The sequence below is a fragment of the Candidatus Sulfurimonas baltica genome (genome assembly GCF_015265455.1).
GTDB lineage: Bacteria > Campylobacterota > Campylobacteria > Campylobacterales > Sulfurimonadaceae > Sulfurimonas > Sulfurimonas baltica.
On sequence record NZ_CP054492.1, the window covers coordinates 750,767 to 776,539 of the forward strand.

Sequence of the window (25,773 nt, forward strand, 5' to 3'; positions counted from 1 at the left end):
AATGGCAATCGAAACAAATCAAATTGTAGCAATAGAGTATGAAGTTAGTGATGGAAATACTATAGTAGACAGTAATATAGGTGGAGCACCATTAGTTTTTATGTTTGGTAAAGGTCAGATTATTCCAGGACTAGAAAATGGTATTGTTAATATGTCAATTGGTGAAAAATCAGAATTACTAATAAAAGCTGAAGATGCATACGGAGAGTATAATGATGAGGCAAAGCAAGAAGTTCCTAAAGATCAATTTGCCGGTATTGATTTAGAAGTTGGAATGAGTCTTTATGGTCAAGGTGAAGATGGCGGTACTGTTCAAGTTATAGTTAAAGAAATAGGTACTGAGAATGTAATTATTGATTTTAACCACCCTTTAGCTGGTAAAGATTTAACTTTTAACGTGTCTATTAATAATATTAGAGAAGCTTCTGCGGAAGAGGCTATGACTGGTATTCCTGCTGAAAACAAACAAAATAATGAAGGTTGTTGTGGTACTGGTGGCGGCGCGGGTTGTGGATGCTAGTTATATAACAGCTTCTGCTTCTTCTGCTCAAGCATTTAAAACTGCTACTCTTTTAAAAGCACTGAGTGTAAATTCTCTTATAACCGGAGAAATTGGTGTGGGAAAAAAGAGCTTAGCACACTATATTCTTCCAGATGCGCCAATACTTGATGCATCAAATTTGAAGGAACTACTCGTAACACTTGATAGTGTTAGTGAGATAGTTATTACTAATCTAGAGAACTCACCAAACATAAATAAAATTTTTGATATTGTTACTTCTAAAAATATAAGGGTTATCGCTACAGCAAAAAGTTCTTATTATAATGATGTAACTGATAAACTTTTTAGTATTAAATTTGATATACCACCTTTGTCTCAGAGATTAGAAGATGTTCAGCTTTTGATTAAGAAGTTCGCTAAAGAAGCATCAGAACTTTTTTATACTAAAGAAGAGTTTAATATGAAAAATTTTCAGCCTGATTTGAGTCAAAACTCAAACTCTTTGAGACGGCAGGTTATGATTAGTTATTTACTGCAAGATATCAATGATAGTGAGTTGATGAACATAGTTCAGAACTATTTAGTTGATAAGCTTGGCTCAAATAGCGACTATAAAAATTTTTTACACATATATGAAGTGCCGCTTATAAAAGCAGGCTTGCAAAGATTCAAATCTCAGCTTCAACTATCTGATAAGTTGGGATTAAACAGAAATACTCTAAGAAAAAAAATAGCTGAAAATAGCGAATATTTATAATATTAAGGAAAATGAATGAAAAAAATTGCGATGATATTTGCAGGACAAGGAAGTCAAGCCATAGGAATGGGAAAAGACTTTTATGAACACTCAGATATTGCTAGAGAGATGTTTGATAAAGCTGGACAAAGAATAGGTGTTGATTTTAAAGGGTTGATATTTGAAGAAAATGATAAGTTGGGACAAACAGCTTATACTCAACCAGCAATACTTTTAGTTCAAATGGTTGCTTACCGTCTGTTTAAAGAGGCATGTCCAGATATAAAAGCAGAGTTATTCTTGGGGCACTCTCTTGGTGAGTTTTCTGCTTTATGTGCCAGTGGTGCAATTGACTATGTAGATGCTGTTGAGTTGGTTCACAGGCGTGGACAACTTATGCAAGATGCGTGTAGTGATATTGAAGCTGGAATGATGGCCCTTGTTGGATTGGATGATGAGAGCATAGAAAAAGTTTGTTTAGATGCACAGTCAAATGGTAAAAAAGTTTGGCCAGCGAACTATAATCAAGATGGACAATTAGTTGTTGCGGGTATGAAAGCAGATTTAAGTTCATTAGAACAAACATTTAAAGATGCTGGTGCAAAAAAAGCTATACTTTTGAATATGTCTGTAGCTAGTCATTGTGAACTTTTATCATCTGCACAAATACCTTTTGAAAGTTTGATGGAGAGCATGATTGAGAATAGCTTTGAAGCTCCTATTATCTCAAATGTTACAACAACTCCATATAGTACAAAAACAGAAGCTGTATCACTACTTAAGGATCAGTTAGTTAAACCAGTAAAATATAAACAGTCAATTGAAGCTATTTCTAATGATATTGATATGGCTATAGAATTTGGAAACGGTGCTACATTAAAAGGTTTAAATCGTAGAATAGCTAAAGATATGATAACGTTGAATATTTCAGATATGGAATCATTAGCTAAGGTTGTAGAGGAAGTTTGTAGCTAATATGAGAGTCACTTTAGTTCAGAGTTCGCCTAAGTTAAGTCGCTCCAATCTTGAAGATGTTGTTTTAACAATAAGTGAGTTTAAAGATAGTAGTGATTTAATAGTTTTTCCTGAGCTCTCTTTAAATGGATATTTACTTCAAGATAAGCTTTATGAAGATGCATGGAACTTGGATGAACTAAATGAGTTGAAAACATTAAGTTTACATGTAGATATCGCTATAGGTGCAGCAATAAGAGATGGTGACAATTTTAGAAATGCAGCCCTTTACTTTTCTGATGGTAAACTGCTCTCTAAGCATTATAAGGTACATCTTCCAAATTATGGTATGTTCGAAGAAGCTAGATACTTTAGTGCCGGAAACATTTTTGAAAGCTTTATGTGCAAATATGGGAAGGTGTCTATGGTCGTGTGTGAGGATTTATGGCACAAGTCTGTGCATAAAGATTTAATACATGAAAATCCTGATTATATTTTAGCTCTTGTAGCTTCTCCATCTCGTGGATTTAGTGATTCTGGTTTGGAGATAGAAGATAAATGGCTAGATATTATAAAGACAGTATCAACAGAGTGCAAAGCAAAATTAATTTTTGTTAACAGAGTTGGTTTTGAAGATGGTCTTGGTTTTTGGGGTGGAAGTTGCATAGTAGATGAAAAAGGACTTATAACTCATAAGTTGCCCCTTTATGAAAAAAAAGTAAAAACATTTAAAATATAAGGAAATATATGAAAATAGCAATAATGGGTGCGATGCCCGAAGAGATAGCTCCAATACTAAAAAAACTAGGTGAGTATAAAACAACTCAATATGCAGGAAATAAATATTATGAAGCGTCATACAAAGGTGTTGAATTAGTTATTGCCTATTCTAAAATAGGTAAAGTATTTTCAACTCTTACCGCTTCAACATTGATACAGCATTTTGGAGCAGAAAAACTTCTGTTTTCGGGAGTTGCTGGAGCTATATCTCCAACTCTTAAAGTTGGAGATTTAATTGTTGCAACTAAATTGTCTCAACATGATTTAGATATTACTGCTTTTGGTCATCCTTTTGGTTTTGTGCCAGAAGGTGCTGTTTTTGTTGAAGCAGATAAAAAAATGATTGAAATGAGTAAAGAAGTAGCAAAGGAGATGGGTAAAATAGTTCAAGAAGGAATTATTGCTACTGGTGATCAATTTGTTGCTAATGAAGAGAGAAAGAATTGGATTGGCGATACTTTTAAAGCTGATGCTCTTGAGATGGAAGGCGCTTCTGTTGCTGTAGTTTGTAATGCACTAGATATTCCATTTTTTATACTGCGTGCAATTAGTGATGCAGCTGATATGGATGCAAGCTTTTCTTTTGATGAGTTTCTTGAGACTAGTGCAGTTGAGAGTGCAGAGTTTGTAATGAAGATGGTAGATAAAATAGTTGAATAAACAATCCATTAAAATCTCTAAAAAAATAATGTCAAAACTTGGTAAAACAAATGCTGAGTTTAACCTTATAGAAGAGGGTGATAAGATATTGGTTGGGCTTAGTGGCGGTAAAGATTCAATTACTATGATTCATGCTATGAAAGAACAACAACGCCGTGCTCCTTTTAAATTCGAATTTATAGCAGTAACAATAAGCTATGGAATGGGTGAGAATTATGATGCACTAACTGCTCATTGTAAAGAGCATGATATTCCTCATATTGTTCATGACACTAAAGTTTATGATTTAGCAAAAGATAAAATTCGAAAGAATTCATCATTTTGTAGTTTTTTTTCAAGAATGAGAAGAGGGTACCTATACACTGCTGCTCAGGAAAATGGTTGTAACAAGGTCGCGCTAGGTCACCATATGGATGATGCTGCAGAGAGTTTTTTTATGAACTTTATTTATAATGGTCAAATGCGCTCATTAGCGCCAATATATAGGGCTGAAAATGGATTGGTTGTTATTCGTCCTCTAATTCAGATGAGAGAGCGTCAGTTATCAGCATTTGCTGCAGATAATAACATTACTACAATTGGCGATGAGGCTTGTCCATCAATGCGCTTTGACGTTAAGATGCCACATGCCAGAGCAAATATGAAAGAGATGCTTTGCAAGATGGAGAAAGAGTTTCCTTCGCTTTTTACCAGCTTAAATGCGGCATTTAAAAATATATCTGTTGATAGTTTTTTTGATAAAGAGAAGTTTAGTATCTAGACTCCAAATTCTCTTCATCAAGCTCAATTTGAGATTTTTTATCCTGAAGTATCTCTTCTTTTATTGTTTGCAAAAATTCTAAAATATTTCCCTGATAAGATATAATATCATTGTCATGCGATAATACAAGCAGTTGTTTTAGTGAGTCAACATCGATTTTTTTAGCATATCTCGGGACCATTTTTAAATCTTTTTGAATGTTTGCTATGAGAGTGTCTATGTCTAAACCATTGTTGTCTTTAACTTTGTTAACAAGCTCTTTTGTAGATAACATTAACAGATTTGCTCTGTCAGGGTCATTTTTATAAATATCCATCCCAATCTTTTTTACAATCTCATAAGACTCCACTCTTGACTCTATATTGGCAGCTACCATTAGAGCAAATAATTTGGCACGAAACTCCAACGAACCATGATGATGAACAAATAATTCACGAAAAGCACTGAAAAAATGGTGTTTTATTCCGAAACTTGGTTGCATTTAAATCCCCTATATAACACTATATGCTATTATACATTTTTGAATTTAAATTTAGTGTTAATAAGTAAGGAAAAATTTATGGGTAGAGCCTTTGAGTATAGAAAAGCATCAAAATTAAAAAGATGGGGAGCAATGTCTAAATTGTTTCCAAAATTAGGAAAGATTATCACTATGGCTGCTAAAGAGGGCAGTAGTGATCCAGATATGAACTCCAAACTTCGTACGGCTATTATAAATGCCAAAGCTGAAAATATGCCAAAAGACAATATTGAAGCAGCTATAAAAAGAGCATCAGCAAAAGATACGGCTAGTATGATTGAAGTCAACTTTGAAGGTAAGGTTCCTCATGGTGTGCAACTTTTTATAGAGTGCATGACTGATAATAATACAAGAACAGTAGCCAATGTTAAAAATATACTTGCCAAAAATGGTGGGGAGATGCTAACAAAAGGCTCTTTGGACTTTATGTTTGACAGAAAAGCATTAATTGAATTTGAGCTAAAAGATGGCATGGATATTGAAGAGTTAGAACTGGAGTTAATTGATGCTGGTTTAGAAGAAATTGAAGAAGAAGAGGGAGTTGTTTTAGTTACCGGAGATTATACTAGTTTTGGAAAACTTAGTGAAGCTTTAGAAGGTATGGATATTGAAATAACAAAAGCAAATCTAGAAAGAATGCCAAATACACCTATAACTATTACGGATGAGCAACAAGAAGATATAGATAAAATTTTAGAAAAACTTGAAGATGATGATGATGTTCAAAAAGTTTTTACTAACCTAGCCTAATATATTTCTACATGTAGCTACATGTAGAATTTTTATATATATGAAATACGTAAACAAACATACTACTCAAACGTTAGAAGTCAAGCAGTCAAAATTTATTGCTCATCTAGTGCCATATGTAGATTATGAAAATATTCTCAAACAATTAAAGCTATCTAATCCAAAAGCAAGGCACTTTGTTGTGGCTTTTAGGTATTTCAATGAATATAACCAAGTTGTTGAACATTCAAGTGATGATGGTGAACCAAATGGAACTTCTGGAAAACCAAGCTTAATGGTTCTTCAAGGTAACGAGATTATTAATAGTGCAGTTATAGTTGTGAGATACTTTGGTGGGACAAAATTAGGCACCGGTGGCTTAGTTAGAGCCTATAGCGAAACCGTTAACTTGGTTATTGGAATGTCAGAATTATTTGAGTATAAAGAGGAAGTCACTCGGAGTATATCTTTTATTTATTCTAATGTTGGAAAAATAGAACATCAATGTTTAAGATATGAAATTGAGATAGTCAATAAAGTTTTTGAAACACAAGTAATATATGAACTAAAAGCATCCAAAGTGGATATGGAGTGCTTTTTAGAGAGTGTTGAGCGATTACTATATTAGTTATCTCCCATTAACGGCACTTCCCATATCCCACATAGGTAAAAATATACCTAGAGCCAATAAAATAACCATAGATGCTATTATTAATAGCATTAGTGGTTCTATTGCTTCTGAAAGACCATCAATAATCGCATCAAATCTCATTTTGTAGTATTCTGCAACTTTTTTTATCATTGTGTCTAGAGTACCACTATCTTCTCCTGCACTAATCATTTGAATAATCATATTTTCAAAAAGATTAGTATCCTTGAGACCATCGTTGAGTGTTCCACCTTTTTCAACAGTTGCTCTTACAGACAATAGTTTTTTCTTTAGTGGAAGGTTGTCTATCATAGCTACAGAAGTGTCAAGAGCTTCAGCTATTGGAATACCTGCTCGTATTAGTTCAGAAAAGACGAGAGTAAAGCGGCTAAGAGTTGCATACTTGATTATGTTTTTGATAAGCATTGTTTTAAGAAGTACATTATGCCATCCAAATCTTATATCCTTATTGTTGTTTATGAGATATTTGAATGTTACAAATGATGCAAAAAGAATCGCTAAAACATATGGTCCATAGTTGTTGAAAAGGTGTTCTAATGTTAACAGTATTTGAGTTGGTAGAGGAAGCTCAGCATTAAGTTCTTCAAATATAGATTTAAATTGTGGCACAACATAGGAGATTAAAACAGTAAAAGCAATAGCCATTGCTATCATTACATTCCTAGGGTACGCCATAGCTTTTTTAAATTTTGTAATGTTTGCACGAATTTCCTCAAGCATATCAGCAAGCGAGTATAGAGACTCATCTAAGTTACCTGTTTTCTCTCCTAGCTGAACCATTGCAATAGTCAAATTACCAAGCTCAAAACGGAAATTTTCCATTGATTTAGATAAAGAATGTCCTGAATTGATGTCTTCAGCGAGTTTTTTAAAAACAAGTTTTAAGTTTTGATCGTCGGTTGAATTCGCGATTTCATTAAGGGAGTCATATATAGAAATACCAGCATTTGTCATAACGGCAAGTTGCCGAATTGATGCAATTAAGCCATCCGGTTTTAATTTTCTTTTTTGAATATTTTTTAATAAGTTTGTTTTAAATCTTTTCAAACGTGCTTCTAATGGTTCTTCACCCTCAGCAACTTTAATAATGATTCCTGCGTGTTTTAATTTTGCAAGTTCGTTAGCTTTTTTTCTATCTTCAGCATATAAACCATGCTCCTCTTTTTTACCTTTTATAAGTATAGTTGCTATAAAATATTTCATTATTTTGCCACCTTTAAAATTTCTTCTAAACTTGTTATACCTTCAATAGCTTTGTCAATACCATTTTTTAGTATTCCTATAAAGCCATCTTTGACTGCTTGCGTATGCAGTACATCATTAGATGAGCCTTTTGCAATCAAAGATGAAAGTTCATCTGTAATGGTTAGAACTTCACATATCATTTCTCTACCCATGTATCCGGTATCATTGCACTCTTTGCACCCTTTTCCAATATAAAATTTAGAATTTTCTGGAATTAGCCCATGCATCTCTTCTATAACAGACGCTGGTACTTTTGCTACAGTTTTGCAATGTACACATATTTTTCTAACCAGCCTTTGTGCTTGTATAGCAACTAGCGCACCGCTGATTAAATAATGTGGTATACCCATGTCAACCATACGTGCTATTGCACTGATTGAGTCATTGGTATGCAGTGTTGATATAACTAAGTGACCTGTGAGCGCTGCTTTAATAGCTATCTCCAATGTCTCTTTGTCACGAATCTCACCAATCATTATTTTATCAGGATCTTGTCTTAATATTGAACGAAGTGCATCTGCAAAACTAAGACCTACTTTTGGGTTTACTTGAACCTGCTGAATAAGGTTCATTCTGTACTCCACCGGATCCTCAACTGTTATAACCTTATCTTCAACATTTCTTAGTTCATTTAGTGCACCATATAGAGTAGTCGTTTTACCACTACCGGTTGGACCTGTTACCAATATGATGCCATATGGAGCTTCTAAACCTTTTAGAAGCTTGTGATAACTTGCGCTATCCATCCCTGCCTCTTCTAGTTTAACTAATGCTTTTTGTTTGTCCAATACCCTCATAACAATAGACTCACCATATAATATAGGTAGTGTTGATATACGAAAGTCATATTCTCTAGAGCCAACAAGCGTTGAGAAACGTCCATCTTGTGGTTTTCTTTTTTCTGCAATATCAAGATTTGCAAGCAGTTTTAATCTTGATGCCAGAGGAGGGTATATATCTTTTTCAAAAATAAATATTTCTGCTAGTTTTCCATCAATACGTGCGCGAACAACGCAGTTTTTCTCTGTAGGTTCAATATGTACATCACTAGCACGACCTTTAATACATGCGTTTAATATTACATCAATAAGAAGCAATATAGAAGATGCTTCTTGTTGCTCTTCTAAAGAGCTGATTGAGTTGAGCTCATCTCTTATTTTTTTTACAAGTCCTTTGACGCTATCTTTAAGTTCTACCTTAAAAAGATAAGAAAGAATCTGTTTTTTTGTGGATACCGCTACCTTAATAGGCTTTCTGATAAAAAGCCTCTGAACAGATTCTTGAGCTTCTAAGTCAAGTGGATCACAAAAAGCAATTGTAACACTCATTTCATCTTCTGATACAGGGAAAACATTATATTTTTTAAGTTGTGTCAGTGATATGTTTTCAGTCAACCTGTAGTCCATATCAATAGAGTCAAGATCCAAAAATAGAAGATCCTGTTTCTCAGCTAACTTTACTAAAACATCTTTTTCTTGTATATAGTCATAGTCCTCTATGATTGAGATATCATAAACACCATTTTGAATCTTATCAACAACAAATCGAATCAACCTATCCATTGTAATAAATCCAGATAGCGTGATATCTCTAAGGATTAGGTTCGTGTCTAACCCTTTTGAAATCAGTCTATCGACTTGTCCCTGCATAATGGAGCCATTTTCTAGTAAATCCGAAGTAATTCTATCCATTAATGCCTCCTACCAGTAAATATGGCGCTTAATTGTTATTGAATTATAATACTCTTCAATCACTATTTTACTTAATTCATCATCCTTAACAAGATATAGCTTATATGTTAATTTACTATCATTCTCATCTTCAAACAAATAAAAATTCCTTGGCTCATGATCCCCAATTTTAGCATACAAATCAAAAACTTTTGATAATACATAATCGGTAGTAGGTAAATTTAATGACGACACGCTGTAACCATCAATCAAAGCATGGTAGAGTAGTTTTTTTTGCATTAATATAACAGAGAAATAAGCAGAGTTAGAACGAGACTCTTGAGAAAATTTTAATATTGCTATTGGCGTGGATAAGCGGTCTATATAATCGGCATTCAGGCAAGAAAAGGCATATAGAGATATATACTCCTCATCCTGTCTATACTTGTTAAAATTATTAAATCCAATATTACAAACATCTTCATACTTTTTATTTTGATAAAGATTAAACATATCTTGTTTTGTGTCAGCATATAGGCTTATTGTAATTAAAACTATTAATAATATTCTCATTTGAACTTTCCTGATAAAATTTCATCTAATAAGATTTTTGCTTGTGATGAACTGGAGTGATTTAGATATTTTTTTAGTGTTTCGATTGCCATCTCTCTTTTATCAAGTTTTATAAGCGCTTTAGTGAAAATAATCCAACTAGCTTCTATGTTGTTGTTTATTCCATTGGTAATTAAAGCATAATTGTATGCTTTTTCATACTCACCAATTTGATAATATTTTTTAGCTACAAATAAGCTCAGAGCAGGATTGTTGTTGATTTTGAATCTTTGTATAACATGATCAATATCACTGTATATATCTTGTTTTTTTATGCTGATTGTATTGCTCTCAACTTTGTTTATTTTCACTTTTTCAATTTTTTCAATTTTTTTATTTTTTGGCAACTGCTTAGATTCCGGTTCTGCTTTATTATTTTCATTTTTATAATCTTCAACTGTCTCAGTTTGCATTTTACGCATAAAATTCAAAGATGGCGATAGCAACATCTTATCTTTTACTTCCTTCTCAGTAATTAAAACTTTTTCTTTACTACTCTGCTTTGTTGCTTCAACTGTCTTAACCAAAGGAGTTTCTTTTACGCTGTTGTCATTTATAACAGTAGGCAAAATTTCTACAATTTCTTTTGCTTGAACATACTCTACGGCTCTATTATTTTCTTTGGTAATATTTTTTTCATCAATATTTGCAATTGAGCTATAATTAAATATTGTGACTATGGAGATTAATATAGCGATTGTGCTAATAGCTATGGCTACATGTGGAATGTATGACTTTAGTCTGTATTTGGTGTGTCTTGCTTCCAAATCTTTTATATTAAGCATTTAGAAGTCCTGTGTGTATTGCCGACATTTCAATAATTTTATTTGAAATAAAATCTCCATTGATTTTAGATGGATTGTTTTGTAAGTAATGCTCATATATGTCAAATACTGTATAAATTAGTTTATTCGTATCTCTATAGTTACCATCTGTTAGTTTATGAATTAAATTTACAGATTTTTTAGAAAACATGTTTGCACTGTCGAAGCAGTTTGCTTTTAAAAGTTTTTTTTGAATATAGATTTTAAGTTCTGCACTTGAAGAGTTGTCAAGTTTAATGCTTTCCCAAATTCTTGTTTGAAAATGTTCCTTAGCAATGATGTCTTCCTTCTCTGTTTTGTGAAGGGCAATTACAAACTTTACTTTTCTTGTGTCAGATAGAAGTCTTATTTTTTCCATAAGAGGAGTTGAGTACAATTGTGCTTCATCAAGAAGTATAAGTGGAACAATTCCAGAATCTAATTCATTTCCTTCTACTACTTTCATAAATTGTGTAAAGTTTAATTCACCACTATATTTAATATCAAACAAATCTTGAGCAAGCGTTTTGAAAAACTCACTTTCATCTAAGATGGGCGTTTTATAAAGATGAATTTTTTGTATAGGAGAGAGATCTTTATGCAATTTTGTTAAAAACATACTTTTTCCAGTACCTGGCTTTCCATAAAGAAGTATCATTTTAAGAGGTTTATTCATAGAGTACTTTAGAGATTGGTAAATAGTAGATACTCTGTCTAATTGTATATAATCTTCAGCGTTTACAGTATCTAAAAAAACATCCCTGGAGATTTGATAAATACTAGATTTCATCTGCCTCTTTCTTTTTAGTGTTTGATAGTTGATCTTTTGAAATATTTGTATATCCAAGGTCACTTAAAGAAAGAGTATCTTTCTCTTTATTAATTATATGAGGCTCAATTACGATTACCAATTCTGTTACAGTTCTAACTTTGTTTTCATATTTGAAAAGATAGTTAAGGATAGGGATGTCACCTAGAATAGGAACCTTATTTACATCAATTGAATCAAGTGTAGTTATTAAGCCACCCAAAATAATTCTATTGCCATCTTTAACAGTCACAACAGATGATAATTGGCGACGACTTAAATCTGGTGGCATAGTTCTGTCAGCGGCTCCAGTAGCTATAAATGTAGTGCTTATTGCTTCAGATAGAGAAGGGTTGATCTTTAGTGTGATTGTTTTATCATCAGAAATCTCAGGTGTAATATCTAAAAGAACACCTGCAAAAACTGATTGAACATCTTCGCTTGAGCTTTGAGTTCCGCTTGTAGCGCCTGCTAATGTTTCTGTACTTGTTATTTTATAAAAATATTCCACTCCTGCAGTTATTAGTGCAGGTTGATTATTTAGAGTTAAAACCTTCGGATTGGAGATAGAAGTTACATCACCTTGCGTTTTAAGAAATTTTATAACTTCATTTAAATGAACACCGGATGCACTGCTAAGGGTAATAAAGCTGTCATCTTGCTTTACTCCACTTCTTTGCCCAGCGCTTGCACCAAATTCTATATTGATATCTTGAAGAGCATACAGCTGTTTCCAATCAACACCGGTAGTTTTACCTTTACTCATTGTTACTGAAAGAAGTTGAACATCAATTAAAACTTGAAGTTGTACTTTATCTTGAAGATTTTTAAGGTAGCCTTCTAATCTGTCCATCTGCTTGACAGTCGCGGTAACAGTTACAATACCTGCATTTTTATTTATAATAGGAGCTTCTGCTTTGTATTTATCTTGAGGTCTGTTTAAAACTCTTTGCAGTTCTAAGTCGAGCTGATTCCAAAAGACAACTTCATCTGTACTCTCGATTTTCATACCTGATTTACCAGCACCACCACCACCTTTTGAATTTCCATCAGTTGTCGTAGTAGTTGCTACTGCTCTTGTAGTTCCTGCACCTTCTGAAGATAGTGTAATATCAGTGTTTGACTCACCTTTTCTTTGTGAGAGTATATAGTCGATACTGAACATCTTTGTATTTAGATATGAAATCTTTAGAATATTGTTCTCAAGTGTATATGATAGATTATTCTCTTTCAATACAATGTTGAAAACTTCATCTATTGTTAAGTTGTTAAGGTTGGTTTTTTGTAATTTGGTATTTAAAAACTCTTCAGCATGAGAATCAGATATTATAATACTAAAATCACACTCATCGCTAAGCTGTTCAACAAAATCTATTATTTTTGTGTTCTTTGTTGAGCTTATGCTAAATAGTTCATAAGAACAGTCTGCTAATACACTACTTGAAAGTAGAAGAGTTATTAATGTTGTATACATTGTAGTTTTTATAAGTTTCATAATTAGTCCTACTTATTTTTAAATTTTAAGTTTTTATTTTTAGTATGTGTTGATAAAATTAATTCTTTATCACCTATTTTTAAAGTTACTGAATCTTTACCAACATCTGTAAGTGTATAATTTCCAACTTTATCATTTACCTTATGCCATCTTCCATTAATCATGGCCGATGAGTTTATGACTAAGTCCAGAATTAACTCAGTTCTTGGCGGTTGGATATCTGATATATATGGAGTACTTCCTTTAAGAGATGGAGTTGACTTCGCAGAAGAGGATGTTAGAAAAACTTTTCTCTTCCCTTTAGCTTTGTAACCATTTTTTTCTAAAAAAATAAATGGATCTTTTGCATAAGATATATTAATCCCTTTTCTGGGCGGTTTTATTGCTTCTATCTGTTCATCTACCCATGCAAGTTCATTTGCAGCTAAGATGCCAGTTAAGATAATTGAAGCGCTTGCTATTAATATTGTTTTCATTAGTAGGTAATCCCCCAAACAGAAATATCAAGTTTTGTATTTAGAGCATCCTCTGCTCTCATGCTTATATCATGTACATCAACTACCAACTCACTTTTCTCTAAAGAATTTATAAATTTAATAGCATTAGAATAGTCGCTCTTGAACTGAATGCTTATATCAAGTATATGACCAAAAGATTCATTGTTCGTTGCATATTTATTTGTGAAATTGATAATTTGAATATTGTACTTTTTCGCATTAGTTGATATTGAACTAAGATATTCACCCCAAGCTCTCTCATCATATATAAGTGAAGATATTGTTTCAATTTTACTTTTAATATATTCATTATTGTCTATATTGATTTGCAGTTCAGTTGCAAGTTTTTTAATATCTTGACTTAGTTGAACTATTTTAGTTTCCGGATTAACTTGTAAAAATGCTTTATCGGAATTGATTTTTACTGAAATTTCCTTTACCTTATTTTTCGCATTTGTAAATTCATCCACTGATAAATCATAGAATGGATATGCTATGGCAACAATAACGCCAATAATCATTAAGTATATGTAATACACATCTTTTTGAGATTTTTCTTTAAAAAAATTGTCGGTTTTTTGTAAGTAATCTTCTATCATTAATATAAAATTCATAATAAATTCACCTTTAATTCACCAAAGTACAATTTAGACTCTTCTGTGTATGAAATTTCTTCAATAGAAAAGCTGAATTTTCCTTCATATGTTTTAGTCAAGTACTTGATTAAATCAGTTATCTTTTTATCCTTAGAGGAGACTAATCCAAGTTGTAACTGTTTTTTGGTCTCTTTCTCAGAATAGAGCACCGTTTCAAGTTTTACCTGGTATTTATTTATATCTTTAGATAATTTGTACAAAAGATTTGCTTTCATGGGATAGTTTACTTTAACATCATGAATTTTAATCAGTGTATTTTTCTTTTCTACATATTCTTGCTTTTCTTTATCAAGAAGTGCAGATGTTTTATGCTTATCAGCTTCTTTGTTTTTAATTATTGCTTCTCTTGTTGTCTTGGTGTTGTGTACTTCTCTATACTCTTCTTCTAAAAGATTATATTGCACTGATTGAGCATATGTTAAAGTCCAATATGAGATTGGGTATATAAAGGCAAGCACAATTGAAGCAATGGCAAGTAAAATAACACGCCCGCTCTCTCTCTTTATAAATGCAGGAGGACGATGATACGTTGTGAAATTACACTCATATTTTTCCTCGGTATTTGTGGTTGTATACAGGTGCATAAGAGAGTGTATGTGATCAATATGCTCATTTGCACTTTCAAATCCATAATTAAAATTAAAATTACTGCTCTTGACACTAAGTTCTACTTCTGCGATTTCATCCAGTTTGCTAACAGTTTGCAATTGAGTATCTATATAAATATGATCGATTATTTTTATATCTAAAGCTCTTTTTACATATGTTAATATATCGCTAACATTAGCAAATATTTCTTTATAAAGTTTAATAAATGATTCTTTATATCTGCTGGATGTGATTTTTAAGTTTTCATTTGAAACAAAGTTTATAAAATCTTCATATTCAATTCTTTCTCCAAAAATTTCACAAAATCTATCATGCATTTGCAAGAATGAGTAATTTAAAGATTTCATATATATAAAATCTTTTCGATCGTAAATTGCTATAAATGTGTCATTTTCTTGAAAATATAAAAAACAGTGGACACCACTATCTTCTATAATCTCTTTAGAATAGAGTGATTTAATTAATAAAGGTGAAGGAATGATATAGTCAATATATTTAATCTTTTCAATTGTATTTTTGAATGTATCATCTACAACTATCGGATCTATGATAAATACATGAAAGTCTCTATTGTTCTCGTCCAATTTATTAAATGATTCTATATATTGTATATGATATTCTACAGCCTGATCTAATCCTAGCTCATCATAAGCTTTGTTATAAATAGCATCATATAAATCTTCGTCTGGAATATTCTTGCTTAAGCTGATGTGACTATTTATAAAGTCTTTGGTATTTAGATAAGATATTGAATACTGATCTTTTGTATACACTGGGGATACAGTTTCATTTAAAAAACTTGAAACCGAACTAACATACGTATTTTTGTATGGATTAACAGAAATTACATTAGTAAAAGATAATTGTTCTATTTTACTCATTTTTTAATAATCCTATTTATTTAAAATGAACTTTTGACATAAAGCAAAACTCATCATTTTTATAAAACTCAACTCTATAAACCTTATCGTTATTGTCAATTGAAAACCTTCTGCTTAAGTCTTTAAGACTTATATCTATGCCGCTTTCATTTTTTCTATTTGTTGACGAATAGCCAATAACATTTACACGATAACCACTTCGCTCTATCACGTTAAAATCGTCAAATACGAAAATATCTGAAGTGTTATCAAAAGAAATAGTCTTTCCGTCGATTATCGCATCGAAATTTTTCGCATAATCACGCGCACCCTTGAAAAATTGTGGTTCCAGCGTCGTAACCATCTGGTTGCCTATGTAAACAATAAACTTGCCATTGACACTTTTTACGCTACCTAAGGGATTTGAAAACTTAAATTCATTACTCTCTGATTTTATCGGAATGTAGCTTAATCTTTTTTTGATATTGTCTAAATTTAACAAAATATTGTCATTTATACCTAATGTGCCATAATCTTTTATTATTTTACTGAGGTTTTTTTCATTCAATTTAAATTTTTTAGTGTATGAAATTTCCATTATATTCATAAACTCTTCTATAGCAAGCAACTGATAAAAAACTTTTTGAGACAGTGAAGAGAGATTTTTACTACTCTCAATTGCAAACGCCGGTTTGTTATTTGTTACAGCAAAATAGGTGAGTGAAAGTTGCATCTCTTCATCATCAAACTTTGTTTTTGTATTTTTAACATTAAAACTGTGATGCTTTTGAATAAGTTTTTTATTCATATTATCTTTAACTATTGATGCTATGTTATTTAGATTTCCAAACGGTTGATTTTGATTAAGTTTGCATTGATCTATTACGCAAGTTTGTCCCCACGCAGTAGGGTTGAAAATTTTACCATTGTTTTCTTTTCTGTAAAAGCCATGACCATCATGTAAATTTAAAACTAATGATACGTTTTTTGATAGAATAATCCCTTTAATCTCTTTAATAATATCAGCATCTTTATCATCTTTCTTAATAGCAGAGAATTTTCTATTCATATCTCCATTTATTCCTCTTGAATCTTCTTGAATACTTTTTTGATTGAGATTCGGAACTATCCATAAATTATTAGATTTAATGTCATAGTGGGTTGCTAATATAGAAGCAGCAAAGTATCCACCAGGCTCGTCTCCATGGACACCGGCTATTATTAGAAGTGTTGTATTGGAGTCAGAGTTTTCTTTTTTAATAAGTTGTATGTTGGCATGAGCATTAGCGCTCAAAAAAAGAGCTATAAAAATTATTTTAACTGCAAATATATTCATTATAAATGCTTTTATTTTTCTGTTAAAATAGAGATTTTACTGTTTTCGTCAACTTTTACAATTAAAGTCTTATCTCCAGAAAATTTAAATGTATCAGACTCGTAAAACTCTTTAAAAGCTATTTGATAAACATTACTACTATCTGGGTATGGAACTATATTTATATCATTGAAAATAATGGTTTTTTTCTCACTCTTTCTAAAAACTCTTTCTTTATAGTTTTTGAATTTTTGAATATCCATCCCATCATTTCTTATAAATTCAGAGTTGTAAAAATTTAGATAGCTGTTCACATCATTGTAAAGCCAAGCATATCTCCAAGCATATAGTTGTGATAAAATTGATGAGAGTGTTTTTTTAGAAACATTCTTTTCAACTTTGGAACTATTTATAATTAGCAGAGTTTTAGTAATATCTATATTTCTATCCAAACATTCTATATTTGGGTTATTTATAGCAATACAACCCCTGGTGAAATCATCTCTTGACTCATTTGTTGGAAGACCATGTATCCAAATTCCAGAACCATTTTTCCCCCTGTACTCGTCATATATATTAGGGTATGAAGTAACAAAAGCAAGCGGTCCGTAAAAAGGATTTAGTTTTGTATCTTTAGATAGTTTTTGAACTATTTGGTATATCCCAATTGGTGTTCTTAAATCTCCCTCTTCGGTTTTATCACCTTTTCTTTTTCCAGTGAAAGCACTATATTCTTTTTTAAATTTAAATTTAGAACTATCGTCTGAAACATATAAATTTAGATTAGATTCCTCTTTATTACATGTAAGAATATTTGAGTAAGATTCAATGTAACCAAATGATGTATCTCTGTTTTGTATATATGCAGACCAATACTCCTCTTTGGTGAGTTCTAAATCCATCTGCTTCTCAATTTCATTTATACCACTAATTCTGTAGTTAGTTAAAATGTCATTTGCAAATAGAGTGAAGTGAATAAATATTAGAAGTAATAATCTCATGATGAATAACCTATCTCTTGTAAAAATGCTTTATCTTTAGTCCAGCCCTTTTTAACTGAGACTTGTAACTCAAGGTAAGCTTTTTTCCCGCTGAGCATCTCTATTTTTTCTCTGGAGTACTTCCCGATTCTCTTGATAGAATCACCGCCTTTACCAATAATAATCCCTTTTTGAGACTCTTTTTCAATTATTATTGTTGCAAATATTTTATCTATATTTTTTTCTTCCTTAATAGAATCAATAAGTACATCAGCTTCATAAGGTACTTCATCACTTACATTTTCAAAAATACCTTCTCTGATGAATCCAGCATATATATCACGAACAAGCTCACTTGTTAAATCATCTGGGTCGTACAAGAAAGGAGACTCTGGTAAATTTCTAGATATAACTTTAAGTAGTTCATCATGACCCATTTTTTTAGGGATAGCAACTGGTATAAGTGCTTCAAACTGATCTGAATATTGATTATATGAAGCAATTCTTTTAAATAGTCTATCTTGATTTACCTGGTCTATTTTGCTAAGCACTATTATGTGCTTAACTTTGCCATTATTTAGTTTTAGAAATTTTTCATAGTGCTCAGTAGAATCTGTTATTGGTGCAAGATATACTATTAAATCACAATCACCCATTGCTTTTAGAGCTTCATCCAGCATAAATTGATTTAAAATTTTCTCTCTCTCATGTAAACCTGGGGTGTCAACAAATATAATTTGAGTATCTTCATGCATTACTATTGCATTTGATCTTCTTCTCGTTGCGTTAGCTTTTTGGCTAACCATAGCTATATTTTCACCTAAAAGTGAATTCATAAGTGTACTTTTTCCAGCATTTGGACGACCGATTAGAGATACAAAACCCGCTCGGGTTTTTTTAGTAAAACCAGCTTTTGTCATATATTAACCCTTTATTAAAATAGCCATAAATGGCATGAGGACAAAGAAATCACTTTTTTGTCGTTATTATTTATAGTATATAGCGAGATAAGTCGTCATTTTCAACAACCAAATCAAGCTTTTCATGTACTAATTCTGAAGTTATTCTAAACTCTTCACCATTTTTTTCATCAGCATTAAAACTAATGTCTTCTAAAACTTTTTCAAGTACAGTGTGAAGTCTTCTAGCGCCAATGTCTTCAGTTATTTCGTTAGCTCTGTGAGAAAGCTTTGCAATTGCTCGAATAGCTTCATCTTCAAAGACTAATGTCATACCCTCAACGCCTAAAAGTGCTTCGTATTGCTTAAGCAAAGAGTTGTTTGTCTGTGTTAGAATCTTATATAATGTCTCTTCTGTTAGAGATTCAAGTTCAACCCTTAAAGGAAATCTACCTTGAAGCTCAGGAATAAGGTCACTAGGTCTAGTTGTGTGAAATGCACCGGCAGCTATAAAAAGAATATGGTCAGTATTGATAACACCATATTTTGTAGTAACACTGCTCCCTTCGACTATTGGAAGTAAATCTCTTTGAACTCCCTCTTTGCTTGGGTCATTTCTCCCTTGAGATTTTTCACTAACGGCTATTTTGTCTATCTCATCAAGAAAGATTATTCCGCCATCCTCTGCACGCTTAAGTGCTTCAGCATTGATATTTGTCATATCTAAGAGTTTGGAAGTTGCTTCAAGTTTTAATATAGACTTTGCATCTTTTACAGTAACCTCTTTTTTGTTGTCCTCTTTATTCATTTGAGAGAATACTTTAGAAAAAGATTCCTGTACTTTAGCCATTTCCGGCGGTAAGTTTGTATCATTAAACTCTACATGTATCTTTTGTATTTCAAGTTCTATGGTTTTATCGTCCATTTCGCCAGATGTCACCCTCTCCTCCATTGCTTTTAGAAGTCTTTGGTAGTCATCTTTTTTAGATTCACTAGCACCATCTGGAAGAGGGGGGAGAAGTTTCTCAACTATTTTATTTAAAACATAGTTTTGTATTTTTTCTCTATTTTGTTCCTCTTTTTCAGCTTTAACAATTGCTATTGATGCAACAACCAAGTCTCTAATCATGGACTCAACATCACGCCCAACAAAACCGACTTCAGTGTATTTACTCGCTTCTACTTTGATAAAAGGAACCTGCATCATTTTAGCAAGTCGTCTAGAGATTTCAGTTTTACCAATACCAGTAGAGCCAATCATCAAAATGTTTTTAGGCATTATTTCATCTTGAAGTTCTGCGTTTAGTTGCATTCTTCTATATCTTGTTCTAAGTGCTAGAGCGATAGTTTTTTTAGCATTGTGTTGTGATATAACATATTGATCTAAATACTCAACTATCTCTTTTGGTGTTAAATTCACTTATTCTCTCCATCTAGCGTTAGCGTTTTGATATTGTGATTGGTATAGATACATAAATCAGCCGCTACATGTAGCGCCTCTTTAACCAACTCTTCTTCATCTAGTGTTGCATGTTTTTTTAGCGCGCGCGCAGCAGATATAGCATAATTTCCACCACTGCCAATTGATGCTAATTCCCCATCTTCAGGCTCAACAACATCACCATTTCCTGTGAGTATAAAAATATGCTCGTTATTTAAAACAATCATCATAGCTTCAAGACGACGAAGAACTTTGTCTTTTCTCCACGCTTTAGAGAACTCAATAACAGATTTTAAAATATCACCTTTTTTATCTTTTAAAAACTCTTCGAACATGTCAAATAGATTAAAAGCATCAGCAGTACTTCCTGCAAAGCCAGCAAGTATTTTACCATTATGAAGTGTACGGATTTTTGTTGCATTGCCTTTAAGCACGCTATCTCCAAAAGTGACTTGCCCGTCACCACCAATAACGGCTCTATTTTTGCCCTTATAAGCAAGTATTGTTGTTGCGTCAAACATTATTCGCCTTGTACATCCACATGAAGTGTAGCGTGTATGCCATGACCTAATTTTAAGTCTAAATCATGTTCGCCAACAGTTTTAATAGCCACTTTATCTGTAATATGTTTTTTGTCTATCTCTATTTCATGCTGATCAAGCAAAGCTTGTGCAACTTCATCTTTAGTTATAGCTCCAAAAAGGTGACCATTTTGACCAAGTTTTTTAGTAATAATAATTTCAGCTTTATCAAGCTTCACAGACATTGCTTTTAGCTTAGAAATTTCATCTGCTAAGTCCTTAGCATTTTGTATTTCGTCAGCTTTGTGTTGAGCTAAAATCTCTTGTGTTGCATGTTTAGCAAAACCCTTTCCAATTAAAAAGTTTTTTCCATAACCATCTTTAACTTCTTTAACTTCACCAGCTTTGCCAAGACTTTTTACATCTTTAATTAGTAGTACTTTCATTGCTTATTCCTTAATTTTGTTCCGCTAGCTACGCTAACACTTGGTTTTCTCACAGAGAGTCTTCAACAACTTCGGTAGGAAGCCCATTGCAATAATGCAATTTTATCTCTCTATCTCGCCGCCATAAGAAACAATACCATGAGATAGGTTTCCTACTTTCGTGTATCCCATATCTGCTAAGATTCTAGCACAGTGCGCACTTCTGCTACCAACATGACAGTAAACGATAATATTTTCATCTTTATTTAGTTTTGCATCATCTAAAGCTGCGAAGAAACTACTTGTTGGAACAAGTTTGTCGGCACCTTTGATATGACCCATTTGCCACTCCATATGCTCACGAACATCTACAAGTTTGAAGTTTGTCATTCCAAGTTCTCTTGCTTCAAGTAGAGAGATTATCTCATCACCGTCAAGTTCACTTTGAGCTACAAGTACTTCACACTCTTCTTTTGTAAGACCACGTGAATGTGTATGAACTACTTCTTCCATTCCCATTTCAATACGTTGTCTTGCTGCATATTCAGGAGTACAGAAAATTCCACAATGACACTTTCCTTCTTCTGGTATCTCTTTTTCAATAGCAGGAGTACAAGGACAAGTTCTATTTCCAGTACTTTGTGGCTTTCCATCAACATCTTCAACCATAAAACATGGACAAAACAGTTTGTTATACATCATCTTGTTACGAGCAAGACCCATTTGTACACCTTCATTAACTTCATCTTGAGGGTTGTATTCCCAACCAAATTGATTAATTACCTTATCTGTAAATGCTACTGTTTTTTCCATTCTTGATTGGAACTCTTCTGAATTCATATCAATTTTTATAATACTCATTTTTATCCTTTACTTATTTCTTTTTTTACCAGCAATAATTCTTCTTAGAGCATTTAATCTAATAAAACCTTCTGCGTCTTTTTGGTTATAAACTTCATCTTCTTCAAAAGTAGAGTGTGCTTCAGAGTATAATGACATGTCAGATTCACGACCAACAACTTCAACGTTACCTTTGTAAAGTTTTAGTTTTACTGTTCCTTGAACATATTTTTGAGTTGTATCTATTGCTGCTTGTAACATCTCTCTTTCAGGTGAAAACCAAAAACCGTTGTAAATTAGCTCAGAATATTTAGCAATCATGCCATCTTTCATATGAGCTTCTTCTCTGTCTAAACAGATAGATTCAATAGCACGGTGAGCTTTTAGCATAATAGTTCCACCTGGAGTTTCATAACATCCACGAGCTTTCATGCCAACAAATCTATTCTCAACAATATCAACTCTTCCGATACCGTGTTTATTGCCATACTTATTTAAAGTTCTTAAAAATGTAGCCGGAGACATCTCTTCTCCATTGATTGAGATAGGGTCACCATTTTTATATCCAATAGTGATGTACTCTTTTTCATCAGGAGCGTTTTCTGGAGAGTTTGACCATAGCCACATAGAGTCTTCTGGTTCATTCATAGGATTTTCTAAGTGTAGTCCTTCATAAGAGATATGAAGTAGATTCGCATCCATAGAATAAGGACTAACAGTTGGGTTTCCATTTGAATCAACATGCTTTTGATCTATTTTTATCCCATGCTCTCTTGCATATGCTAAAAGTTTTTCACGAGAGTTTAAATCCCACTCTCTCCATGGAGCGATTACTGTAATGTCAGGATTAAGTCCTAAATATCCAAGTTCAAATCTAACTTGATCATTTCCTTTTCCGGTAGCTCCGTGACTTACAGCATCTGCACCCATTTTATAGGCAATCTCTATTTGCTTTTTTGCAATAAGTGGTCTTGCTATAGATGTTCCAAGTAAGTATTCACCTTCATAGATTGCATTTGCTCTAAACATAGGAAATACATAATCTTTTACAAATTCCTCTTGAATATCAAGGATGAAAATATTTTCAGGTTTAATACCATTGTCAAGTGCTTTTTGACGCGCTGGTTCAACTTCTTCACCTTGACCTAAATCTGCTGTAAATGTGATAACTTCAGCTTTATACTCGTCTTGTAACCATTTTAAAATAACACTGGTGTCAAGCCCGCCTGAATATGCTAAAACTACTTTTTTAACTTCTTTCTTCATATAAAAAACCCTTGTTGAGCAAAATAAATGTCGTGATACTACAATAAAAGAGATTAAAAAATGGTTAGTGGGAGTTATATAAATAAAAAAATAAAGACTAGTAAAGATTTAAAAATAAGGAAAATAATTTCCTAAAAGGGTATTGTTTACCCTTTTAAGTCAAATAGTATTCCTGTGACTTCTTGCATCTTTGGAAGAAAATCAGCGGCTTGTTCTGCGGGAAATCTTCTAATCATTTTACTTGTTTCTGACTCTATAACAGAAACAAAAAATACATCTTGCGAATCTACACCAAATTTTAAATTTGTGTTCATCGGAGCCATTGCTTTATTTAGTTGGTCAACTAAATCCTTAACCTGCTCTTTAGAGTTTATTTTGGTATCTGTACCAGAAGTCTCTTTTTGCATCTCTTTAACAACATCAACCTTTTGAACTTGCTGTTGTTGCTGAACCACTCTTCCTTGAGTTTCTTGCGAACCTACTTGCGTTTGCTGTTGTTTTGCAACATTTGCTATGCCATCCATGACGTACCCCTTCATTAGAGAATATAATTATTACACTGAAAATCGACCATTAAAAAAATAACTTTAATTAATAGTACGAAAAATTTCAAAATTTCAATTTTTATCTGTTTATTTATGATAATCTTCCGTTTATGAATGAATATTTTAAACTTCTAAAATCGGAACCTGTATTAAAAAAACTATCTACCATTCAGCTTATTGCTTATTTTGGCGCATGGTTTAGCAATGTAGCCATTTACACACTTTTACTTCAAATGGAAGTCTCCGCAGATGTAGTCGCATTTGTCGCGATGCTTCATTTTTTGTCCGGAGTAATACAAGCTCCTTTAAGCGGTTCAATAATAGACAGTATGAAACCAAAAAAACTTATGTTGATTCTAATAGGATTTGAAATTTTTGCAACACTTTTTTTAGTTCTGGTAAACGATGTATCTGATTTGTGGTTGCTTTATTCTCTAATATTTATAAAAATGGCAGCAGCAAGCTTTTATTTTACTACAGAGATGTCACTTTTACCAAAGATACTTGATGGGAATAAATTACAAAAAGCAAATGAACTTCACTCAATAATTTGGTCGTTTTCATATACTTTAGGAATGGCACTAAGCGGATTCGTTGTTTATTTATTTGGAGTTAAAGTTGCATTTATCCTTGATGCTTTTATGTTTATGGTAGGTTTTGCTTTGCTTTATAATCTAGATATTAAAGTTGAAATAATCAAAAACAGTGAAAATCTACTTGAGATGATGAGGGACACCTTTAGGTATTTAAAAAGATTTCCACATGCAATTCATCTTATGTTGATGCATTCTTTTGTTGGACTGACAGCTTTTGATGCTTTGGTTGCTTTAATGGTTGATAAATACTATGCCTCTGTGATAGCAACATCTTTAGCGCTTGGACTGATGCATGCGTCAAGGGCTCTTGGATTGGTAATAGGTCCAATAATACTAAGCAAATGGATTAACAACAAAAGATTAAGCTATATATTTATAGCTCAGGCATTAGCTGTATGGTTGTGGGCTGCTCTTATGAAAGATTTCTACATGTCACTTGCTGCAAGTGTGATTGTAGGGCTATTTACTACAACGCTTTGGTCATATACATATACATTGCTTCAAAAAAATATAGAACAAAAATACTATGGTAGAATTGTGGCATACAATGATATGTTATTTTTAAGTTCAGCTGCATTTACATCTTTTATGATCGGATTCTTGGCTACTTCAAGTTATTCGCTAGAGTTTATTACAGTGTTGATAGGTTTTGGATTTATTATAGGTGGTGTATACTTTGCTTGGATTTTAAAAAGTCAAAATATTAAGGATATTTAATAATGAGTTTTGCAGTAATCGGGGGAATTCTTCTAAATGTAGGGGCATATTTAACATTTCGTGGAAAAATTTATGAAGCTGTAGTGGTCTATTTGTTTGCAGATCTTTGTTGGATAGCAATGGCTTATGAGCGAGATGATTTTTGGGGCGTTATATCGATTATAATTGGAGTTGCATTCGGTGTACTGGCATATATTAAAATGAAAAATGGAGACATGAGCAAGAGCCTTAACAATAAAAATGAGAAAAACTAAATGATTCACGCTTTTTACCTCGTTTTATTGGCATAATGGTTATTTTTTGAGTGTTTTATCTTTATAATACGCTACCAAGGAGATATAAGATAAAATCCGATATTAAAGGGATGCGATGATTTACAAGTCAAAAATAGGTGATATAGATTTAAGTAAAATAGTAAGACTTTACCCAGCTGCCGTTGTTGAAGTCAATGGTGAAACAGCAGAAATGTCACTTGAATGGGCTGACATGAATGGTGAAAAAGTGAATATTACATCATATGCTTTGATTTTTGATTTTACTCCGCCTAAAGATGAACTTAGAAATAAAAAAGAGTTGCACTTTGAGACTAAAGATGAGCTAATAGAAATAATGACAGAGGTTGCACAATTTTTTCAAGAGTAATCTCTAGAGACACTAAAAAA

At 32.4% G+C, this 25,773-nt stretch carries 30 protein-coding genes; 11 read left to right on the forward strand and 19 right to left on the reverse strand.

Annotation, left to right across the window (positions count from 1 at the left end; all coding sequences use genetic code 11):
• The first annotated feature begins 1 nt into the window (after position 1).
• The 6 genes from HUE88_RS03715 to HUE88_RS03740 are packed head-to-tail and all read left to right on the forward strand — an operon-like array spanning position 2 to position 4,392.
• Positions 2–520: an FKBP-type peptidyl-prolyl cis-trans isomerase gene (locus HUE88_RS03715; protein WP_194371196.1), complete on the forward strand. Its 519-nt coding sequence runs from the start codon at positions 2–4 to the stop codon at positions 518–520.
• Complete coding sequence (locus tag HUE88_RS03720; protein ID WP_229860145.1) at positions 474–1,259, forward strand: DNA-binding transcriptional response regulator; 786 nt, start codon at positions 474–476, stop codon at positions 1,257–1,259. The genes HUE88_RS03715 and HUE88_RS03720 overlap by 47 nt, the downstream gene beginning before the upstream one ends.
• Before the next feature lie 15 nt (positions 1,260–1,274).
• On the forward strand, positions 1,275–2,213 hold the full coding sequence (gene fabD / locus HUE88_RS03725; RefSeq protein ID WP_194371198.1) for an ACP S-malonyltransferase: 939 nt from the start codon (positions 1,275–1,277) through the stop codon (positions 2,211–2,213).
• Position 2,214: 1 nt separating this feature from the next.
• Entirely contained in the window at positions 2,215–2,931 is a 717-nt protein-coding gene (locus tag HUE88_RS03730) for a nitrilase-related carbon-nitrogen hydrolase (protein WP_194371200.1), read from the forward strand.
• 8 nt (positions 2,932–2,939) lie between these two features.
• Positions 2,940–3,632: a 5'-methylthioadenosine/adenosylhomocysteine nucleosidase gene (locus HUE88_RS03735; RefSeq protein ID WP_194371202.1), complete on the forward strand. Its 693-nt coding sequence runs from the start codon at positions 2,940–2,942 to the stop codon at positions 3,630–3,632.
• A 28-nt stretch (positions 3,633–3,660) separates the two neighbouring features.
• Positions 3,661–4,392: a tRNA 2-thiocytidine biosynthesis TtcA family protein gene (locus HUE88_RS03740; protein WP_194371203.1), complete on the forward strand. Its 732-nt coding sequence runs from the start codon at positions 3,661–3,663 to the stop codon at positions 4,390–4,392.
• On the opposite strand, the gene HUE88_RS03745 is transcribed toward HUE88_RS03740, so the two are convergent.
• Complete coding sequence (locus tag HUE88_RS03745) at positions 4,382–4,873, reverse strand: hypothetical protein (protein WP_194371205.1); 492 nt, start codon at positions 4,871–4,873, stop codon at positions 4,382–4,384. The two genes, HUE88_RS03740 and HUE88_RS03745, sit on opposite strands and share 11 nt — an antisense overlap.
• Before the next feature lie 78 nt (positions 4,874–4,951).
• On the opposite strand from HUE88_RS03745, the gene HUE88_RS03750 reads away from it, so the two are divergent.
• Together HUE88_RS03750 and HUE88_RS03755 are read left to right on the forward strand one after the other, a co-directional pair.
• Positions 4,952–5,662: a YebC/PmpR family DNA-binding transcriptional regulator gene (locus tag HUE88_RS03750; RefSeq protein WP_194371207.1), complete on the forward strand. Its 711-nt coding sequence runs from the start codon at positions 4,952–4,954 to the stop codon at positions 5,660–5,662.
• 40 nt (positions 5,663–5,702) lie between these two features.
• Positions 5,703–6,269 carry a YigZ family protein gene (locus tag HUE88_RS03755; protein ID WP_194371209.1) on the forward strand — a complete coding sequence of 189 codons (567 nt, stop codon included), beginning with the start codon at positions 5,703–5,705 and terminating at the stop codon, positions 6,267–6,269.
• Here the strand turns inward: HUE88_RS03755 and HUE88_RS03760 are convergent, their stop codons facing one another.
• The 18 genes from HUE88_RS03760 to HUE88_RS03845 all read right to left on the reverse strand — a co-directional run bounded on the left by HUE88_RS03760 (position 6,270) and on the right by HUE88_RS03845 (position 23,777).
• Entirely contained in the window at positions 6,270–7,514 is a 1,245-nt protein-coding gene (locus HUE88_RS03760) for a type II secretion system F family protein (protein ID WP_194371211.1), read from the reverse strand.
• Positions 7,514–9,247 (reverse strand): GspE/PulE family protein, encoded by a 1,734-nt coding sequence (locus HUE88_RS03765; RefSeq protein ID WP_194371213.1) that lies wholly within the window; start codon positions 9,245–9,247, stop codon positions 7,514–7,516. Before HUE88_RS03765 ends, HUE88_RS03760 begins: the two co-directional genes overlap by 1 nt.
• Before the next feature lie 9 nt (positions 9,248–9,256).
• Complete coding sequence (locus HUE88_RS03770; protein ID WP_194371215.1) at positions 9,257–9,799, reverse strand: hypothetical protein; 543 nt, start codon at positions 9,797–9,799, stop codon at positions 9,257–9,259.
• A complete protein-coding gene (locus tag HUE88_RS03775; RefSeq protein ID WP_194371217.1) occupies positions 9,796–10,623 on the reverse strand; it encodes a hypothetical protein in 828 nt (275 codons plus the stop codon). Before HUE88_RS03775 ends, HUE88_RS03770 begins: the two co-directional genes overlap by 4 nt.
• Positions 10,616–11,431: an ATP-binding protein gene (locus tag HUE88_RS03780; RefSeq protein WP_194371219.1), complete on the reverse strand. Its 816-nt coding sequence runs from the start codon at positions 11,429–11,431 to the stop codon at positions 10,616–10,618. Before HUE88_RS03780 ends, HUE88_RS03775 begins: the two co-directional genes overlap by 8 nt.
• On the reverse strand, positions 11,421–12,944 hold the full coding sequence (gene mshL, locus HUE88_RS03785; RefSeq protein ID WP_194371221.1) for a pilus (MSHA type) biogenesis protein MshL: 1,524 nt from the start codon (positions 12,942–12,944) through the stop codon (positions 11,421–11,423). The genes HUE88_RS03780 and mshL overlap by 11 nt, the downstream gene beginning before the upstream one ends.
• An 8-nt stretch (positions 12,945–12,952) precedes the next feature.
• Positions 12,953–13,420 (reverse strand): hypothetical protein, encoded by a 468-nt coding sequence (locus HUE88_RS03790; protein WP_194371223.1) that lies wholly within the window; start codon positions 13,418–13,420, stop codon positions 12,953–12,955.
• Positions 13,420–14,055 (reverse strand): type 4a pilus biogenesis protein PilO, encoded by a 636-nt coding sequence (locus tag HUE88_RS03795; protein ID WP_194371225.1) that lies wholly within the window; start codon positions 14,053–14,055, stop codon positions 13,420–13,422. The genes HUE88_RS03790 and HUE88_RS03795 overlap by 1 nt, the downstream gene beginning before the upstream one ends.
• Complete coding sequence (locus HUE88_RS03800) at positions 14,052–15,587, reverse strand: hypothetical protein (RefSeq protein ID WP_194371227.1); 1,536 nt, start codon at positions 15,585–15,587, stop codon at positions 14,052–14,054. The genes HUE88_RS03795 and HUE88_RS03800 overlap by 4 nt, the downstream gene beginning before the upstream one ends.
• A 16-nt stretch (positions 15,588–15,603) precedes the next feature.
• Positions 15,604–16,902 (reverse strand): M99 family carboxypeptidase catalytic domain-containing protein, encoded by a 1,299-nt coding sequence (locus tag HUE88_RS03805; RefSeq protein ID WP_194371229.1) that lies wholly within the window; start codon positions 16,900–16,902, stop codon positions 15,604–15,606.
• An 11-nt stretch (positions 16,903–16,913) separates the two neighbouring features.
• Entirely contained in the window at positions 16,914–17,882 is a 969-nt protein-coding gene (locus HUE88_RS03810; protein ID WP_194371231.1) for a L,D-transpeptidase family protein, read from the reverse strand.
• On the reverse strand, positions 17,879–18,781 hold the full coding sequence (era, locus tag HUE88_RS03815) for a GTPase Era (protein WP_194371233.1): 903 nt from the start codon (positions 18,779–18,781) through the stop codon (positions 17,879–17,881). The genes HUE88_RS03810 and era overlap by 4 nt, the downstream gene beginning before the upstream one ends.
• A gap of 70 nt (positions 18,782–18,851) precedes the next feature.
• Positions 18,852–20,180, reverse strand: coding sequence for an ATP-dependent protease ATPase subunit HslU (hslU, locus tag HUE88_RS03820; protein WP_194371235.1), 1,329 nt, complete (start codon positions 20,178–20,180; stop codon positions 18,852–18,854).
• Complete coding sequence (hslV, locus tag HUE88_RS03825; RefSeq protein ID WP_194371237.1) at positions 20,177–20,722, reverse strand: ATP-dependent protease subunit HslV; 546 nt, start codon at positions 20,720–20,722, stop codon at positions 20,177–20,179. The genes hslU and hslV overlap by 4 nt, the downstream gene beginning before the upstream one ends.
• On the reverse strand, positions 20,722–21,168 hold the full coding sequence (gene rplI / locus HUE88_RS03830; protein WP_194371239.1) for a 50S ribosomal protein L9: 447 nt from the start codon (positions 21,166–21,168) through the stop codon (positions 20,722–20,724). Before rplI ends, hslV begins: the two co-directional genes overlap by 1 nt.
• Before the next feature lie 102 nt (positions 21,169–21,270).
• Positions 21,271–22,008 (reverse strand): ferredoxin-thioredoxin reductase catalytic domain-containing protein, encoded by a 738-nt coding sequence (locus HUE88_RS03835; RefSeq protein WP_194371241.1) that lies wholly within the window; start codon positions 22,006–22,008, stop codon positions 21,271–21,273.
• Between the two features lie 9 nt (positions 22,009–22,017).
• The gene (locus HUE88_RS03840; protein WP_194371243.1) at positions 22,018–23,253 is read right to left on the reverse strand and encodes an argininosuccinate synthase; all 1,236 of its coding nucleotides are present in this window, start codon (positions 23,251–23,253) and stop codon (positions 22,018–22,020) included.
• A gap of 146 nt (positions 23,254–23,399) precedes the next feature.
• Positions 23,400–23,777 carry a flagellar protein FlaG gene (locus HUE88_RS03845; protein WP_194371244.1) on the reverse strand — a complete coding sequence of 126 codons (378 nt, stop codon included), beginning with the start codon at positions 23,775–23,777 and terminating at the stop codon, positions 23,400–23,402.
• Positions 23,778–23,908: 131 nt separating this feature from the next.
• On the opposite strand from HUE88_RS03845, the gene HUE88_RS03850 reads away from it, so the two are divergent.
• From HUE88_RS03850 to HUE88_RS03860, 3 genes are all read left to right on the forward strand, one after another.
• Positions 23,909–25,111: an MFS transporter gene (locus HUE88_RS03850; protein WP_194371245.1), complete on the forward strand. Its 1,203-nt coding sequence runs from the start codon at positions 23,909–23,911 to the stop codon at positions 25,109–25,111.
• 2 nt (positions 25,112–25,113) lie between these two features.
• Positions 25,114–25,365, forward strand: coding sequence for a hypothetical protein (locus tag HUE88_RS03855; RefSeq protein WP_194371246.1), 252 nt, complete (start codon positions 25,114–25,116; stop codon positions 25,363–25,365).
• A gap of 115 nt (positions 25,366–25,480) precedes the next feature.
• Complete coding sequence (locus HUE88_RS03860) at positions 25,481–25,753, forward strand: hypothetical protein (protein WP_194371247.1); 273 nt, start codon at positions 25,481–25,483, stop codon at positions 25,751–25,753.
• Positions 25,754–25,773: the final 20 nt, after the last annotated feature.